This window comes from Shewanella sp. DC2-4 (genome assembly GCF_013248875.1).
GTDB lineage: Bacteria > Pseudomonadota > Gammaproteobacteria > Enterobacterales > Shewanellaceae > Shewanella > Shewanella oncorhynchi.
Genome location: NZ_JABRVR010000002.1, coordinates 2,341,322 through 2,358,538 on the forward strand (window position 1 = coordinate 2,341,322; position 17,217 = coordinate 2,358,538).

13 protein-coding genes are annotated in these 17,217 nt (G+C 44.3%); 7 read left to right on the forward strand and 6 right to left on the reverse strand.

The annotated features are described in order from the left end of the window. The first annotated feature begins 337 nt into the window (after window positions 1-337). The 6 genes from ppk1 (at window position 338) to HQQ92_RS11065 (ending at window position 7,002) form a co-directional block, all read left to right on the forward strand. Entirely contained in the window at window positions 338-2,509 is a 2,172-nt protein-coding gene (gene ppk1 / locus HQQ92_RS11040) for a polyphosphate kinase 1 (protein ID WP_028760273.1), read from the forward strand. 42 nt (window positions 2,510-2,551) lie between these two features. Then, window positions 2,552-4,096, forward strand: coding sequence for an exopolyphosphatase (ppx, locus tag HQQ92_RS11045; RefSeq protein ID WP_028760274.1), 1,545 nt, complete (start codon window positions 2,552-2,554; stop codon window positions 4,094-4,096). A 404-nt stretch (window positions 4,097-4,500) separates the two neighbouring features. Further along, window positions 4,501-4,785, forward strand: coding sequence for a J domain-containing protein (locus HQQ92_RS11050; RefSeq protein ID WP_006081330.1), 285 nt, complete (start codon window positions 4,501-4,503; stop codon window positions 4,783-4,785). 23 nt (window positions 4,786-4,808) lie between these two features. Continuing rightward, window positions 4,809-5,336 (forward strand): hypothetical protein, encoded by a 528-nt coding sequence (locus tag HQQ92_RS11055; RefSeq protein WP_115015148.1) that lies wholly within the window; start codon window positions 4,809-4,811, stop codon window positions 5,334-5,336. Next, window positions 5,336-6,094 (forward strand): hypothetical protein, encoded by a 759-nt coding sequence (locus HQQ92_RS11060; RefSeq protein WP_173245325.1) that lies wholly within the window; start codon window positions 5,336-5,338, stop codon window positions 6,092-6,094. Before HQQ92_RS11055 ends, HQQ92_RS11060 begins: the two co-directional genes overlap by 1 nt. Before the next feature lie 11 nt (window positions 6,095-6,105). Further along, window positions 6,106-7,002: a hypothetical protein gene (locus HQQ92_RS11065; RefSeq protein WP_173245328.1), complete on the forward strand. Its 897-nt coding sequence runs from the start codon at window positions 6,106-6,108 to the stop codon at window positions 7,000-7,002. A 197-nt stretch (window positions 7,003-7,199) separates the two neighbouring features. On the opposite strand, the gene HQQ92_RS11070 is transcribed toward HQQ92_RS11065, so the two are convergent. Next, window positions 7,200-7,592 carry a DUF6678 family protein gene (locus HQQ92_RS11070; protein ID WP_173245331.1) on the reverse strand — a complete coding sequence of 131 codons (393 nt, stop codon included), beginning with the start codon at window positions 7,590-7,592 and terminating at the stop codon, window positions 7,200-7,202. A gap of 699 nt (window positions 7,593-8,291) precedes the next feature. Continuing rightward, window positions 8,292-9,608 carry a hemolysin family protein gene (locus HQQ92_RS11075; RefSeq protein WP_028760279.1) on the reverse strand — a complete coding sequence of 439 codons (1,317 nt, stop codon included), beginning with the start codon at window positions 9,606-9,608 and terminating at the stop codon, window positions 8,292-8,294. Window positions 9,609-10,351: 743 nt separating this feature from the next. Between HQQ92_RS11075 and HQQ92_RS11080 the strand changes: the two genes are divergently transcribed. Further along, the gene (locus tag HQQ92_RS11080) at window positions 10,352-10,594 is read left to right on the forward strand and encodes a thioredoxin family protein (RefSeq protein WP_028760280.1); all 243 of its coding nucleotides are present in this window, start codon (window positions 10,352-10,354) and stop codon (window positions 10,592-10,594) included. A 694-nt stretch (window positions 10,595-11,288) separates the two neighbouring features. On the opposite strand, the gene HQQ92_RS11085 is transcribed toward HQQ92_RS11080, so the two are convergent. From HQQ92_RS11085 to HQQ92_RS11100, 4 genes are all read right to left on the reverse strand, one after another. After that, a complete protein-coding gene (locus HQQ92_RS11085) occupies window positions 11,289-14,123 on the reverse strand; it encodes an ExeM/NucH family extracellular endonuclease (protein WP_173245334.1) in 2,835 nt (944 codons plus the stop codon). A 283-nt stretch (window positions 14,124-14,406) separates the two neighbouring features. Next, the gene (locus HQQ92_RS11090; protein WP_105252757.1) at window positions 14,407-14,922 is read right to left on the reverse strand and encodes a GDYXXLXY domain-containing protein; all 516 of its coding nucleotides are present in this window, start codon (window positions 14,920-14,922) and stop codon (window positions 14,407-14,409) included. Further along, window positions 14,922-16,085, reverse strand: a complete 1,164-nt coding sequence (locus HQQ92_RS11095) for a DUF4401 domain-containing protein (RefSeq protein ID WP_173245337.1) — start codon at window positions 16,083-16,085, stop codon at window positions 14,922-14,924. Before HQQ92_RS11095 ends, HQQ92_RS11090 begins: the two co-directional genes overlap by 1 nt. Then, the gene (locus HQQ92_RS11100; RefSeq protein ID WP_173245340.1) at window positions 16,072-17,169 is read right to left on the reverse strand and encodes a DUF2157 domain-containing protein; all 1,098 of its coding nucleotides are present in this window, start codon (window positions 17,167-17,169) and stop codon (window positions 16,072-16,074) included. The genes HQQ92_RS11095 and HQQ92_RS11100 overlap by 14 nt, the downstream gene beginning before the upstream one ends. Between the last annotated feature and the right edge of the window lie 48 nt (window positions 17,170-17,217).

Here is a 17,217-nt window from a genome sequence, read left to right on the forward strand (position 1 = left end):
ATAGTTTGCGATAATGCCCAAGGAGTTAACACTGACGGATTTATCCTCAAGGAAGCCGCGCTTGCACAGTTTCTCAAGACTTAAATCGCAGTAACGCGAACAGAATTTAAGCTCAATCCAAGATGATCATCATAAGGTCATATTTCTGTCACACTCGTCATCAAGTTGACATATTTCCCTCGTATCTTTATCCCAGATAAATCTCAGACTGATTTTGGCGTGTACGCAATATTTATCATTGAAATTCCTTCACTTGTCGGCAGTAAATCTGATTGCACAACGGCGGATGAATGCTATTGTATATTGCGCCATGACGCTTGCTTAAAGGAGCTGTGCAGTGTCCCCGAATACCGATAAACTTTCGATTGATAAAGAACTCTCTTGGTTGTCTTTTAATGAGCGGGTATTGCAAGAAGCCTGCGATCACAATGTTCCCTTAGTGGAGCGAGTGCGCTTTTTAGGGATATTTTCCAATAACATGGATGAGTTTTTTAGGGTGCGTGTGGCTGCGGTCAGACGCTCCATTTTGCTGTCATCCCTGCAGGAAGGTCGCAGTAATAGCCGCCATTTAATGGCCAAGATCCAATCGAAAGTGATGGCATTGCAAGAAAGGTTCGATGGCATATACACGGATTTAATGCGCGAACTTGTACGTCGTAATATTTTGTTAATCAATGAGAAACAATTAAGCGAGTTCCACAGCGACTGGCTGAAAAAGCATTTTAGAGACCATTTCAAACGCCATATCGCGCCGCTTATGGTCAATAATAATCGCGATCTGATCAAGCAAATCAACGACGACGCCACCTATTTGTGTGTGTGTTTGTTCACTAAGGCGCGCCGCCAATACGCCTTAGTCGAAGTACCAACTAAAAATGTGCCGCGGTTTATCGAACTCCCAGCCGAAAAGAGTAAAGCGAAAAAATATCTGATTTTATTAGATAACATTATTCGCCACTGCGTAGATGAACTCTTTGGCCCCTTCTTCGAGTACGATGCTATCGAAGTGTATTCGATGAAGTTAACCCGCGATGCCGATTTTGATATTACTGACGAGCTTGAACAAACCCAGCTTGAGAAAATGACCAAGGGATTGAAAAAACGTCTTACCGCCGAGCCTGTACGCTTAGTGTACGACAAAGAAATGCCTGAACACATGTTGGTGATGCTCAAAGAAAACCTGAACATCAGCTCGACCGAATGTTTGATCCCAGGCGGGCGTTACCACAGCTTTAAAGACTTTATCGCCTTCCCCAACCCGAGCCGCGACTACCTCGAAAACGAAAAACTGCCGGCGCTCAATAGTGCAGGTTTTGGCCGCAGTGCCAACAGTTTCGATGCGATTCGGATGGGCGATATCATGCTCAATTATCCGTACCATAAGTTTTCCCACTTTACCGAAATGGTGCGCCAAGCGGCCTACGATCCGGCGGTGCGCTTTATTCGAATTAATTTATATCGAGTGGCGAAAAAATCCCATGTGATGCAATCGCTTATCGATGCAGTGAAGAACGGCAAACAAGTCACCGCCGTCATTGAACTCAGGGCCAGATTCGATGAGCAATCCAACATCGAATGGACCCGCATCTTGGCCGAAGCGGGCGTCAAAGTTCACCACGGTATCACCAGCTTAAAAGTGCATTCCAAGTTGTGTTTAATTGGCCGCGAAGAACAAGGGGAAATCAAACTCTATTGTCACGTCGGCTCAGGCAACTTTAACGAAGGCACGGCGCGTGTCTACACTGACTTGTCGCTATTCACCGCTAATCAAGAAATTGCCCGTGAAGTGGAGCAAGTGTTTGACTTAATTGAGCATCCGTATCGCCGCGATAATTTCCAGCATTTAATTGTGTCGCCCTACGATGCCAGACAAAAACTGAGTCACTTGATTGATAATGAAATCGTCAATGCCCAAAGCCATATGAAGGCGGCGATTACCTTAAAACTAAATAACTTACTCGATGAATCTTTGGTCCAAAAACTCTATGAGGCTTCAGCCGCTGGGGTCAAAATTAAGTTACTCATTCGCGGCATGTGCTCACTTATTCCGCAAATACCCGGGATCAGCGACAACATCGAAGTCTACAGTATCGTCGACCGATTCCTCGAACACTCGCGGGTGATGCTGTTCCACGCGGGTGGAGAGAACAAACTCTTTATCTGCTCCGCCGACTGGATGAGCCGCAACATAGATAACCGCGTTGAAGTGAGTGTGCCGATTTATGATCTGCGCCTAAAACAGATGATAATGGATATTTTATCCTTACAGTTCAATGACAACACTAAAGCACGTGTCATTAACAAGGAACAAAGTAATCCTTATCGGAATCGCGGTAACAAACGAAAAGTGCGTTCTCAAATTGCCATTTATCAATATCTGATTAATTATGAGAAGCGCCAACTGCAAGAATTTAATGCCTTACGTATGTCCACCCATGAGGGTGACGCTGAGCGAGAAGTGAAAACTCAGCCTGACATAACACCTGAGTTACGGGCCAAAGCCAGCTAATCGCTGGCTTTATATCGCTTTGATTGCCTAAGGATAATCCGATTGGTAACCACATATTCGCACACACAGTCACACGCTACGCCCAGCAATGTACTCGCAAACTCTAAATCGCGCCACTTTGTCGCCATCGATATGGGGTCGAACAGTTTTCATCTGGTCATCGCACGCGAGCAAGATGGTAGTTTGCAGATTTTACATAAAGAAAAACAACAGGTTCAGCTCGCCACTGGACTCAATGCGCAAAATATTCTCGACAATGACGCCATAGAACGTGGGCTCAATTGCCTACGGGATTTTAACCAACGATTTTCCAATCTCGACCAAGCGCAAGTGCGATTAGTCGCCACCCACACTCTGAGAATCGCCAAAAACCGCGATCAGTTTATCGAGGCGGCGCTCGCCATCATGCCCTATCCGGTGGAGGTCATTTCGGGCCATGAAGAAGCGCGTTTGATTTATAACGGTATTGCCCAAAGCCAAGTGCTAGGAAAAAGTAATTTAGTCATCGACATCGGTGGCGGTTCTACCGAAGTGGTGATCGGCCAGAAAAATACCCCAACTCAGTTATCTAGCCTGCGCTGCGGTTGTGTGAGTTTTAATGAGCGTTTCTTTATTGATGGGCTCATCACCCCAGCCTCATTTCGCGATGCCCAAAGTGCGGCCGATAAGCAGTTCGCGTCGCTCTCAAAGGAATATTTCGCGGGCGGCTGGGAACTCACCTTGGGTAGTTCAGGCACAGTGAAAGCCATCTGCGAAGCGATTCAAGAAGAACACGGCGATGAAACTATCACGCTGCCACGACTCAAACAGCTCAAAATCAAGTTGATCAAATGTGGCCATATTAGCCAAATCCAATTTGCCAACGTCGATGATAAACGCATTCCCTTAGTGCCCGCCGGACTTGCCATTTTGATCAGCTTTTTTAGGCGCTTACCTATTCAAAAACTTGAGTTTAGCCCAGGCGCACTGCGTGAAGGCGTACTCTATGAACTGGCAAAGATTGGTCAGTATCAGGATATTCGCCACCGCACCGTCGACAGTATTGCCCAGCTTTATCATATCGATATGGCCCACGCGGCTAAGGTACGCGACACTGCTATGGCCTTGTTTGAACAGGTCGCCGATGAATGGCAATTAAGGCCCCATGCGCGCTTGCTCGCCTATAGCGCGACCTTACATGAAATCGGATTACACATTAATTCAAAATCCCTGCACAAACACGGCGGTTACATTATCAGTAACAGTGACTTACCTGGGTTTAGCGAAGCATTACAGCTGGATTTAGCACGACTTATCACCAATCACAGAAAAAAGCCTAACGAATTAATGCTCGCTGAGCTCGATCCCAACCATAAGCTCACGCTCAATCGCCTGCTCTGCTTGCTTAGGCTCGCTGTCTTGCTCAATCTTGGCCGTATCGCTAAGACGCTGACCTTAGATCATATTAAAGTGATCCCCGATGGACTCATGCTAGTACTACCAAGCCATAAGCGGAAAATCAGCTTGTTTATGAAAGATTTACAGCGAGAACAAAAACAAATGCTCACCCTTGGAATGAACCTGCGTTTAGTGTCTAGTCTGACTTAGCGGTTACGGCGTTAGCTCAGCCTAACGTGGCCGAGGCGAGTGTGGGTTAGCTCTGTGTGAGTGTATTTAGCGAAGGATTCGGCACTGTTCGGCGCTAAAATATTGCCCTTAATCGAGGGCCATTATCTCGCCTAAAAACAAGGTTAAGTTAGCAGTGAATCTGGCTTGATAATGGGATTTCAACAGCATAGCGGTAGACTTAATCCATGCGCCACAACAGATTAAAGTTTAAAGGATTTTTAACCCTTCACTAAAGCACAAATTCCTGCTCGCACGTTTGCCGCTGAGTGGGGATTTCTGCTATCATCCACGGCTGACTAATCATAATTCCACGAATTTAAAGATAATCAGAGTCAAACCCTTTTTATCTCGCGATATCAGCCCCATCGCCTGCAGGTACAAGTATGATTAACCACTTTAGTGTGCTTGGTATAAAACCCAGTGCCAAAGAAGACGACATTAAAAAAGCCTATCGACGGCTGTCAAACAAATATCATCCCGACAAGTTGTTAGGCGCCTCGGAAGAGGAAAAGCAGCAAGCCGCCGTACAACTTGAACGCGTTAAAAATGCTTATGATGTGTTGTCCGATCCTAAGCGACGAAATGCGTTTATCAAAGATTTCAATAACGTCATAGTGACCGATCCCGCGAGCGCCATGCGCGAGCTGTGGGATCAATTTTATCCTTGAGCGTTTTCTAGAGTAAGTGCCAAATGGTCAAAAAACTGAATATCTCACGCATTAATGAGCTAAAAAATAATGCCTACGACAATATCGAGTCCTACGACGATCCCGATACACCTAAAGCGCTAGAGCAATTTACTAGCCAAATCAAAAAGGTGTTAGAAGCCGATCCTAAGATGCTCGATACTGTGCCTGAGTACCTGCCTGTCGCGCTTTACGGTCGAATTAAGTTTCCCGCCGAAGCCAAACTCAAGTGGGCACATTGGATAAACACGGCAACTCAACCCGAGTGGGATGAGTTTAAAGTCACGATTGGCTTTAACAATGCTGATTTACCTTTAGTGTTAGCCGTGCGTGGTTACTCGGAAACCTTACTGATTGAAAGCTGCGCCGTGCTGTATTTACTTGAAACTCAAGGTAAAGCAACGCCAGCAGCAAAACATCACGACGATGAAGATGATGACAACGATTATGTTGGCACCTCAGATAACGACGATGATGATGAAGGCGAAGAGGAAGATGGCTACTACGATCACTACGATGATGAGGACCGCTAATGAACACTAGTCTCATTGAGATTACCGTCGCCGAAATTAAAGAGTTGGCGGACGTAGAGCCAAAACAAGCGAGCAAACGCTTTGAAATCATTGCAAATACCATGAGCGACGAGCAATTAGTCGAAGTTATCGAGCACATGGATATCGTCACGCTGACCCAAATCAACAGTCACCATGATATCTCTTGTCCTTCGATCATGTCTGAACTCATGACCCCAGAACAAATTCGCGACATCGTCTGTCAGCAACCTTTGTACTGGGAAGAAAAAATCAAAAACAATGCCGAAGAACTTATTCAGCATACCTTTGATTTTTTGACCTATTTAATTCGCATCCAAGATAGCGAAGAAAAGCAAACTGCGATTCTAGAATGTATCGCCGAAGATCCAGCGGGCCTGTTCTACCTGTCGATCCCTTTCATCGAAATGATGTTAGGCGAGAAACATGAAGATGATGACGGCTACACAGATCTCTATGATGACGAAGAAGACACTGAAACCATCGGCTACGACAGCCGCGTCGCCAGTGAAGATGCACACAGCCTCAGCATAGACGACCCACGCAGCCTAATGGCCTTGATCCACGAGCTCGCGCCCGATGTGGAAAAAGCTATTAAGAGTCTGCTGCGAAACGAAAGCTCAGGTTGGGAAATGATCATCAGCAAGTTTGTCAACGAGCTGGTTATTCAAGCCAAAGAGAAAAACCAAGTGACGGATGAATACGCTGAAGTCGATGATATGTTTAGCTTTTTGGATTAAGGAATTATTTGATGCAACTGGTACTGCGTGATGTAGATCAAGGACCCTACCTGAGCAAGGTATTGATCCAAGGCCAAGCAGACGAAACGCTGAGCGGTGAACAGCTGTCACAAATCAAATCCAAAGCCATTTTGATGAGCCTCAAACTGGCCGATAAGTTTTACAACAAGTACAAAATGCACCTGCTCGAACAAGCGGCGCACGATGTCATTGGTGTGGTGAGTCTTGGTTTGATGGAGTTATCAAACCAGAATCCGCAGCAGGCAATACGCCTGTTGATCACCGCCGATGGCGTAGTCAAATGCTTTCAAAAAGGCTGGAGCATGCTCAGCACTGTCAGCAAGCACAAACTCGTCAACGGCAAGTCACTGTACGGTGATGTCGACAAGTTCTTGCTTGAACAAGTGTCTAGCCCGCCAGATGCAGAAGAATGGTTAGGCTATGAAGCCTATCAAGATGCCCTGCTTGAGCATCAACGCCAACAGTCAATTGCAGCCCTATTGGAACAGTTTTACGCGCAATCGAGCTATGATCCGCTAGATTTTCTCAATCTAGAGAGTGTATTAGCCGAAGCGGTACTGTATCGATTGTTGTTTGATGGCGCCAAAGTCAGACAGGATTTGAAAAAGCGTATCGGCAAAATCACCTTAAAAGAGGAATGGTTTACCCGTGAGCATATCGAATTGGAAACCCAGAAAGCGTTAGCAGAATTACCCGCAGAACTCGCTGAAACCATCAGTAAAGATCTCGGTAAAAACTTTGTCCCCGCCCTACTGCGTACCCTGCACTTTGCGAAAAGCTACCGCGAACTCTTACTCAGCGACGCTTCACCCGAGCGCTTAGAAAGATTCGAACATAAAGAAGGTCTCGTCGGCCTCCTCGGCTGGCCACTCTACATAGTACTTTGATCGGTACTTTAATCAGTAATGTGTTCAGTAGGTTAACGAGTACTTGAGTCGCTTAAAAATGAGTGCTTTATTGAAAAATAAAGCACTTTTTTAATGTCTTTTGTCTCTATGCTCAATCCCAACAATCAGTATTGACGTCTCAGTTTTGAGTGGTTTTAGCTTGAAAATAAGTAACTTACAGAGATAAAACTCTTCAGTTAGATAAATTCTGGAGATTCATCCCTCCTCAGATAACCCCAAATCCGAAACATACCATTTTCTATCGAATAAGGAATTGAATATTGGGCTAATTGTGCGCTTACAACATCAGAAAAGTCCGTCACTCGATCCGCCACTAATCTGCCTAGCCATTCTCTTTTGAATGGATCAACTTCTAACCACTCAATGGTTTCTGCTATTTCAAGTAACTCGTGCCACCACACGGCAGTAAAACCTGCATTAGGGTTTTCATCATAAATCAATTTGTATCGCACATAGGGAATAAAGTCTTCAGATCCATTTAATACCTTTTCAAGCTCGCACCACTTTGTTTTATTCATTACAGACGAAAGCTGATGCTCGTTTACATACTTCAAAACTTCAGAATTCATTTTTTAGTGTCTCAAGCAACTAAGTGAAAAACTAAATGATATAGCTTTAATAGATATATATTGCCAATAAAAACTAATTAAAATGACAGATAAAATGATGGGTAATAAATTAGGCCAGCCATTTTTAACCGTGGAGCGCTTATTGGTTTGACCTACTCATATTGGCTTGCCATCGTATTTGCTCGTCGACAGGGTGAATAGAAGCCTAGGGATTCTAAGTTTATGAACGAGAGCCATGGAGGGCGAACGGTCGTATCGCAAATCACCACGGCTCACCTTTCGAGCATTCGCGTAACCTGTAGGTTTAAAAGGCATACGCAACATACTTTTGGACAAAACCTTGTTAGATAATTCACTCTGCTTAGTCAGATTCGGATTAGCTATTAGTAACGTCTCTGTTGACTGTAAACTAATCAACTCTCGATATAACTATTCGGAATAGGCATAAAAGGGACATGAATCAATTCTATAAAGATTTGATTCATCTCAAGGGAAAAAAGCGCCCCAGAATAGCTGCAAACGGGGCATTGGGGATAGCGTGAATCAGTCTGATGTAGAGTGATTCACGGGCACGATTTTTAGTTAAACAACCATGAGGAAATCTATGGCTAATGCTCGACTCACCGAGCAGATTTAGTTGGTCGCTCTTTAGACGTGTTTTTTGCACTAAAGCTGACAACTACTATGCTTTTGAATTTATCAATCAACAAATATAGATTCTTCTGAAGAATCAACATCAGGTAACATTTGAGCAAGGACTTTATCTACCCTTTTACCGTCCATATCCATAATTTCGAGTCGCCAACCTGCAACTTCAACAATATCTGTGGTTTGAGGTATTTTCCCTAATTCATACATTAAAAATCCATTTAGCGTTTGATAACGCCCATCCTCTTCATTTGGCAATTGCTTTATACCTAAAGCGTCTTTTAGGTCAAAAATAGGGATTAGACCATCCAGTAATAATGAGCCATCTTCCCTTTTTATCACCATCTGATCATTCACATCTTCCTGAAAAAACTCACCAGTCAGTGCATCCATCATATCTTGAAGCGTTACCAGCCCTTTCAAATCACCATATTCATCAACAACAAACACCATCTGCGAGCCTGTAGTACGAAAATGCTCAAGTAGCTCCATTCCAGATAAGCTGTTGGGTACAAAGTTACAATTCTTAACGAGATCCACCAGTTCTAAACGTTCACCCGCGATAGACTGTGAAAGGAGTTGTTTAGCTGAAATAATACCCACCATATCATCAACATTGTTACGACAAACAGGAAATCGTGAGTGAGGAGACTGCATAACAGTTCGCAGATTTGCATCAAGAGGCAGGTTTAAGTCGAGAAATACAATATCAGACCGTGGCACCATCAAAGAAGAAATAGTACGTTCATCTAATCGAAAAACGTTTTTAACCATCGCATGTTCATTGTGCTCAATCACCCCTGCAGATGAACCTTCTTGCAACATAGCCTGAATATCTTCCTGAGTCACATTGTCGTCAAGTCTATGCGAAAATCCCATTAGACGCATAAGAGCATGAGTTGAACCGGATAACATCCATACAAATGGTTTGGTTGCTATTGCTAGAAATACCATTGGTTTAGCCATTAGACAGGCAATACTTTCCGCACTGACTTGACCAATTCGCTTGGGAACTAACTCACCAATGACAATTGACACATAAGTGACAATGATAACCACTAGAACGGTTGAAAAGATGTTGGTTAAATCTGGACTTAGACCAAAAGTCTGAAGCCAAAGTGACAAAGGTTCGGCGAGGATGGATTCACCAAATATTCCGTTTAAGATCCCTATTGATGTTATGCCTATCTGCACAGTTGACAAGAATTGCGTTGGATCTTCTGCCAGTTTGAGTGCTGCTTTAGCAGTGCTGCTACCGCCATGAGCAAGGGCAGTTAGCCGTGACTTGCGAGCAGTCACAATGGCGATTTCCGACATAGCAAATAAGCCATTTAACACAATCAAACCAATAAGAATAAAAATTTCCATAGTCGTGGCTCTGGGTTCCGCTTTAAGTTGAACAAGAAAAAATGAATAGACAATTGATACTGAAACTCAATGAGCTCAGCTAAATATCGAAAGATAGCTTAGATACAACTCATGAAATAATCTTCTTAAATAACAAAAGAATATAACGAAAGGACCTTTCCCAGAACGGGCTTGGGGTATGATTTGAAATTCTCAGAACAAACCATCTACTACTTGCTATCAACTTTTTGATTAGCCGTGTATTTGATTGTGTAGAAATTTGTCTTAACTCATTGAAATAAATGGAAAGACAATGCTTATTGATAATGGCTGCAACAACTGAAGTTACAGCGTATCGTCGGTGAGGGTCCATAATCCTACATAAAAAAGTGATTGTAATTCGCATATTAAACGAAAAGAGAGAGTTGTAAAGTATTAGTAATTAACATAATTAGTACGAATACTTAAGCTCTGATATTAAAAAATTATAGCTTAAGTGTATGAGTAGTGAAGACTACTTAGGTCATCAGTTGTATGGAGCACTTACGTTTTTACCTTACTTAAGCACACTAAGGTTAACAAAAATTTAAGAAAAACACCTAAATTTTAATGAAGCTCTAGTTGATTAGAATAAAACCAAAAGGCATAGTGCGCACATAGATTTTAACCGTTATCACATTGAAGTGAATTTTTGCAAAGTGTCCTTATCCGATCTCCAATAACAGTGGCACTGAGTGAATGATCCATTTTGTGAGAGTGTAAAAATGCTATACATAAAAATTTTGGGCAATGGATGCACAAAATGCACAAGTACAGCAGCGTTAATCACTACTATAGCGACTAATCGTGGCATCAGTATTAACTTGATTATGGAATCAAATCCAGAAGTGATGATGGATTATAGAGTGGTGAGCTCACCAGCGGTTGTTATTAACGAAAGATTAATGCATTGGGGCTCTACTCCCCAACCATACATGGTTGAATCATGGCTAAACATTTTGCGCTGAATTGTTGCATTATCACTGCTCAATAAATCAACCGATTACTTTCTTGTTTTACCGTCACCTCAGATCCCAATTAACATTCTATACATATAGAAAACAAAGAAAAATCACACATTATTATTTGTTGATTTGTTACCTTATTTTTCCCAAATAGCTGTAAGCACAACAATACTCATTAACAAAGGCCGGTCAAATATTCAAGCTTGATACGACGAGTCTACTGGTTTCAATTAAGAATGGGGCAGAAGTGCTTTACCCAAAGCTAACGCCAAATACTAGATTTTGCTCCCGAGAATCACTTCAAAGTCTGATCAACTGTAACGGTTTATGCAATCCCTGATGGTCAGGCCTTACTTTTTGGTAGTCATTACTTTATGTATCTCAAATTATCAGACAACAAATGGCTGAACTTCAAGCTGTAGTAAACTTTGGGGCAATAGCTTTTTAGCTAAACGAACAGCAGAAGGGTTAGTTAAGATTGGCATTGTTGCACCTGTAACCTTCTAAAACAGGGATATTTTATTAGAGCCCTCAGGGAAGCTTCTTGTTAAATAAAGAGGTGATGAGTCACTGGGGAAACAATGAAAATTGATGCGTCACAACTGACAACAACTTTATTTTGCTTTTGGGCAAAAAGAAAAGCCCGCGGCTGCGGGCTTGGCGTCACTTTAAATATCAGCGGAATACAAGGACTGGTTTAACGGTAAGTCAGCGTCGTGGTATCCGTTAACTTGTCGTTATCTTTAACGGTCAGTTCAACAGTGTGTTGTCCACGACGGGCAAGGCGCAATACCACTTGACCGTTAGCGCGGGTGCCATTGTCGAACGTCCATTTATGTTGCTTGATCACACCATCGGTATCATAGCTAGTCGAGATAAACATATCGACTAACCATAAATTAATACGCTGAATTTGCGCAACAGGTGGTTGTTTAACATTGCCAGCAACCACTGTCACCATTTGTGACGTGCTATGGGTTAGGCCGTCATTATCAGTCACAGTTAGCGTAACCAGATACTCGCCGCTTTGGTTGTAACTGTGAGTCACAACCTCACCCATTGCGACGGTATTATCACCAAAGCTCCACTCGGCTGATACGATTTGTCCGTCGCTGTCGGTTGAAGTGGATGTCAGTTGTACCGCAGCGCCATTCACCACTTGAGTGAAACTGGCCACTGGCGCGGCTTTTTCCGCTTCGAGCAAGAGTGAAATCACCACAGGATCGTGATCCGATGAGCGATAAGCATCACTTGCGAATAAGTCTTGGATTTGAGCAGGCGTCTTAAACTCTTCGTTGTAATCCAATACACGTGGTTCGTCGGTATTGATATGCCACTCAGTCACATCCACCACTTTATCCAGCAGGGCTGCGTTCGCTAAAGCATGGTCCAACTGACCCGATTCAGCCGAGAATACATAGGAATAAGGGTTCGGTTTTTCAAGTTTGGCAAACAGCTCACTAAAGCCTGCATTACCTAAGGCCGTTAATGGATCTTCCTTCGCATAGGCGTTCAAATCACCAATCAGCAGTACGCCTTGATCTGGATATTGCTCGCGAATCCATTGACCTGCAGCCGCCGCCGCACGGGTACGAGTGATATTACAGTTGCCTTGACCGTCGTTAAGATCAGGTTCGCCCGCACATTCACTGCCTTTAGATTTAAGGTGATTAACCGCAACAACCACACCTTCTTCAGTGCCGTTCACGCTAAAGGCTTGGGTCAGCATTGGACGGTTTTTACTGTCGTCAAACAGGGGCTGTTGATCGCTATCTAATGGCGAATTTGCACTAGATAAAATACGTGCAGCGCCCTGAGGCGTGACTTTATCGCTGCGATAAATCAAGCCGACTGTGATGGCATCGGTGCCAATCGCATTCATGCCTGTTGGCGCGATATAAGCGTAACGCGCTTCACCCACAGCAGCATTCAAACCTGCGACTAAATCAGCAATGGCTGAATTGGCGCCAAAGCCATCGTTCTCGATTTCCATCAAACCGAATACGTCGGCACTAATGCCCACCATGGCGCTGACAATCTTCGCCTTTTGACGCTCAAACTCGCTTAAGGTATTGGCACCACGCGCGGTTGGGAAACCTGCACCTTGGCCATCACCATTGAAGTAGTTAAGCACGTTAAAGCTAGCGACTTTTAGATTACCACCCTCAACCAATGTGGGCGCAACTGGGCGTGGATTTTCCGCCACAAAGTTCACCGTTTCGATTGGCATAATGCGATACAGATTAAAGCCATAGTGCATTACACCTGTGAGCGATGTGGCTTTATCGCCTACACGCACTGTGTTTGATGCGCTCAAACCAGGAGCGGGGAATTGCACAGGATCAGGATTCTGCGCCGTTAAACCGTCATCCAATAAAATACTGTCACGTTGGTTGGCTGCGCTCACCGCCAGCGCATCCGCGCCCGGCGCAGCCACCTGCGTACCAATAAAGTGACGCTGACTGCCTAATGAAATCTCGCCATAACGGCCTAGGTTATAGACTTCATTCACCACTAAATCTTGGCTGAAACGAACCCGCATGCCCTCAAAGGGCTCAAAATCATCACTGCTGTTAACAGGTAAGGTCACTAGCGCGGCCGTTGGTAACGTTTGTACTGTGGCACACAACTTGTGATCAGATAAAGTCGTTAGTTCAGTTAAGCCTTGATATTCAGTGACTTTGGCTTTTAAACGAATACGATCGCCTGCCACATAAGCTGTGGGCGCAGTGCCGGTATATACAAACACACCTTCCGAGGTTTGGGGATCGCTATCGGCTTCATTATCGGCCATTTGTACAAAAATGCCCTTAAGACCAGCTTCTTGATTACTGACGACAACCGCCTCAACCACTAAGGTTTGACCATTAAGAGGGCTGGCAGCGCCCGCGCCTTGGAGCGCATGAATTGCTGTGGCTTCTTCGCCGCACACTAAAGAGCTTGGTGGAGGGTCGACGGGATCGGTTGGCGTACCCGCACTGAACTTACCAAGATCAGAAACATCGTCCTTAGCAAAACCTAGCCAAGTGCTAAAGCTTACTGCATCAGTACTGATAGGATCGGCAATCAGCAGATCAGGATTACGGCGCAGGGTATTATCTTGAGTGGAGAGATCACCACTGCCCCACTCGGCACCGGGATCAACACCGACTTGGCCTAAACTATCAATGACTTGATTTTGATAGGTCAGTTCAATCGCATCGTCGCCGTTAAAGAAGCTGGCGCGACTCTGTTGATTTGTGACCGCAAGGATATCGGCAGAAGAGTCATTATCGGCAACCACATAAGTCGCCCCCGCCGCTAATGAGCCAGTGAGCGCAATGGTCGTGCCGACATTTGTGCTGCCATTAAAATAGAAGCGCAATTGGTATTGGCTTAAATCAATAGCGCCCGCGGTTGGGTTATACAGTTCGATAGCTTTATTATTGCTGCTGCCTTCGACGTATTCAGAAATGATCACATTATCCGCGCCATGGGCAAGCCCACAAACGCTGCTGATGGCTAACGCCAGCACAGTTTTAGTGTTAAACATTGAGACCCCTAAATGTATTGTTTTAATATTTGGTATTTAATTGATGCGCTTAGATGCTTCAAGGTGATATCACCTCGAAGACTGACAATACTATAGGCGGTCAAGGTTACAAATTGGTTGCATCAAAGTTGCAACTTAAGGTGGATATTATTCGTGCGATTTAGCGATCAGAACTAGGAAGAAAGCAGTACGGGAGATGCTGGCCGCACTACACAGTGCGGCCAGAGATAAATCGAGGTTCATCAAGTAAGCAGAACAAATGGATGACAATCCTGACACAGGGTTATAAGGGCTGAAGCTTTTCATCGAGTAAACTGACGAGCAGTAACTCACCTTGCAAATTCACTCTAAACTCACCGTATTTTGCTGCACTAAAATGATCGGCTTGTCCTTCTTCAAAGAAAAAGCTGTTCGATGCGAGCTTAATTTGATTACCACGAACACGAAACTGCACTCGTAGTTGATCTTTACCGAGTGCTTGGTCGGTATAAAAGTCGACAAAACGCGCCACTTTTTGCCCATCGACAGCCAGCAATAACTGCCCCTGCATTTGTTGCGGCGCTAAGGCGCTACGCACATCGCGCGCAATTGCATATTCAAGCGCCATGTAATCACCCTGCATTAATGAGCGCGGATCGACCGGTGCTAATGCAAAACGCACCACTTGGCCGTGATTAAGCAGTTGTTCGAATTTGAAAATGCGCCAATTCACGCCAGCGAGAATCGCCACTGTTGTGAATAATACGAGCCCAAGCGCCCATTTATGTGAAGCCGACAGTTTTCCCATCACATTGCCCATCACACAGTCTCCTTGGCATTTTCATTGGCAGGAAATAACCGCCACATCACTAACCTTGCCACCAACAGCAAGGCGCCTAAGCCCATCAAATAACCAGATTTAAGTAACAGAGTCGTTTCTAGGGAATAATAATACCCGCTGACAAATAACAGCGCCGACACCATTCCCATACCTTTCAACCAAGACTCGTTGCAATAATGACCAAGCAAAATCAATAGAATAGCCGTTGATAAACCCTGCATAGGTAAGGATAAACCGCTAACGATGACTAAACCGATAACACACCCCAGCGCCGCCAGTGAGCTTAGTGATTGCTGGCGCTCGCGCAAGATTGTCACCAATAAAAATCCGCAAATAGCGAAAATAATCAACAGATGAGTCAGTGTCAGCCACAGGCTTTGCTGCCAAGGGCTAAATAAGGCTTCAAAAATACTGTCCATACTAAAAGCGTGCATCAACTGCAACGAAAGCAACGCGAGTGCGAAGCCATAGATGAGCATCCGAGCCCTACGATAATGACGCCCGAACTGATTGATATTTAATAACACTAGACTAATGACTACGGCAAAAAGGCTTGGGCTAAAATTGAGCAGTTCAAATTTTGCCATCAGGCCAATCACGCACCAACTTAAGCAAAAAGCGAATACAAACTGGGCTAGCCCGTGGGCAATCAAGCCCCACAGTACCAATGTAATACCCGCCATACAGAGATACCATGTGAGGCTAAAATCATTGTTAATTAAATCAAATAATCCCCATGCCACACTGATCAAACCACTCAAACAGGCGGCAAAAGCAAATTGTTCAATAAAAATCTGTTGCCGCGGTAAAAAATACAGCCCAATCCCCAAGGCTAAATAGGTTAAGCCAATAAATAAAATGACATCTTCTTCAACATGCTCAAAAATGGCACCAAACACTGCCATCATAAAGCTCAATAAAAACAACGCCGCTATCCAAGCAGCAAACGCCTGCATAGTGGCAATATACCAAGGGATATCATGGTCTTCTGGCATTTGAGCTGCACTAACATTGCCTTCGGCATACAAAGCTTGCCAGTGTTTGATTAGACTTAATTCACTCGAAGCGTCAATTGACGTAACACTATCAGTGCAGGGTCGAGTGATCATTTCGCTATCCTGTAAACCATTATTGTTGCTCATGAACATCTCCCACGCCCACGCTCCCTTGGGTGGCGATTCCTACAGACTGTGGTTTAAGTTTCCGGCTTAGCTCCCTCAACCAAATACTCAAACCTGTGCTTGCCAAAATGATATAAAGCCCAATAAACAAAAATCCACCTATGGGGTCATTATCCTCAAACATCAGCTTTATCAGTAACGCGGCGCCTACGGCAATCAGACTAAAACCGCCCAAGGCCAAGGGATATATGCGTGGTAATCTATAACGAAAAATAACGAATCCGAATATAAGATGGGCAAAATAACCACAGAAAATCCCAGTGCTGAAGCTGTCACGTTCAAGGAAATCGTCGAAAATAAGCCAAGTGATTAACCAAGTAAAACAGCCCATAGCAAACAATGAACAGGCATATTCAAGGATTGGCGCATGCCAGCGCCCCGCGACTTTGTGGTCTAAAAGTACAAAAGCATAATAGATAAATAAATTCAAACAGATAAAGATCAGCAATTGTCCTTGAGCGCCCCAAAATAATCCCCAGAAATGGGAAAAGGAATCCAGAAATATCCCTATGCTGAGGTTTAGCAATCCCACCAGCAACAGCCACAAACCATCAAATCCCGCCACCCAAGCAAAGGGTAAGATAACGAATGCCCATAGCGCGAATAACTGCCAAGGATCGGCGCCCGTTTGATAGGTTTGCCCAACTAACGCTAATAAGCCACCAACTAACACACTTGCGGCCAGTAGCACGCCATTGGCGGTCGTCGCACCAAAAGTGCTATCTTTACGATAAGAACTAACAGGGGAATAAATGTTGGCACGATAATAGAGCCAAGCAAATGCGCTGATAGCGAGTATTACCGCCACTTCAATCAGTCCAAATTTGGCAAATCGCCCCAAAGATTGCCAATTATAAGCAAAGAAAAAAATCACCCCACAGGCAAAACTTAACGCACCGAACCAGAGTAATAAATGAGCGATTAAGCGACGCCAACTCGACCCATCCGGCAAGACTGTCACCTGTCGATAAAGCTTATTCGCCTGCTCTTGCGTGATATGTCCCTGTTCAACCCAACCACACACTTGAGATTTTATCTTGCTCAATGTGAAATCTCCCTCATCCTGTTTGCGCTAGCTTACTATGACAGATTT

Excerpts from the sequence above, each read along its gene's own strand:
- HQQ92_RS11050 (WP_006081330.1), top strand. The coding sequence starts at position 4,501 with ATGATTAACCACTTTAGTGTGCTTGGTATAAAACCCAGTGCCAAAGAA.
- HQQ92_RS11055 (WP_115015148.1), top strand. The coding sequence starts at position 4,809 with ATGGTCAAAAAACTGAATATCTCACGCATTAATGAGCTAAAAAATAAT.
- HQQ92_RS11060 (WP_173245325.1), top strand. The coding sequence starts at position 5,336 with ATGAACACTAGTCTCATTGAGATTACCGTCGCCGAAATTAAAGAGTTG.
- HQQ92_RS11065 (WP_173245328.1), top strand. The coding sequence starts at position 6,106 with ATGCAACTGGTACTGCGTGATGTAGATCAAGGACCCTACCTGAGCAAG.
- HQQ92_RS11070 (WP_173245331.1), bottom strand. The coding sequence starts at position 7,592 with ATGAATTCTGAAGTTTTGAAGTATGTAAACGAGCATCAGCTTTCGTCT.
- HQQ92_RS11075 (WP_028760279.1), bottom strand. The coding sequence starts at position 9,608 with ATGGAAATTTTTATTCTTATTGGTTTGATTGTGTTAAATGGCTTATTT.
- HQQ92_RS11080 (WP_028760280.1), top strand. The coding sequence starts at position 10,352 with ATGCTATACATAAAAATTTTGGGCAATGGATGCACAAAATGCACAAGT.
- HQQ92_RS11085 (WP_173245334.1), bottom strand. The coding sequence starts at position 14,123 with ATGTTTAACACTAAAACTGTGCTGGCGTTAGCCATCAGCAGCGTTTGT.
- HQQ92_RS11090 (WP_105252757.1), bottom strand. The coding sequence starts at position 14,922 with ATGGGCAATGTGATGGGAAAACTGTCGGCTTCACATAAATGGGCGCTT.
- HQQ92_RS11095 (WP_173245337.1), bottom strand. The coding sequence starts at position 16,085 with ATGAGCAACAATAATGGTTTACAGGATAGCGAAATGATCACTCGACCC.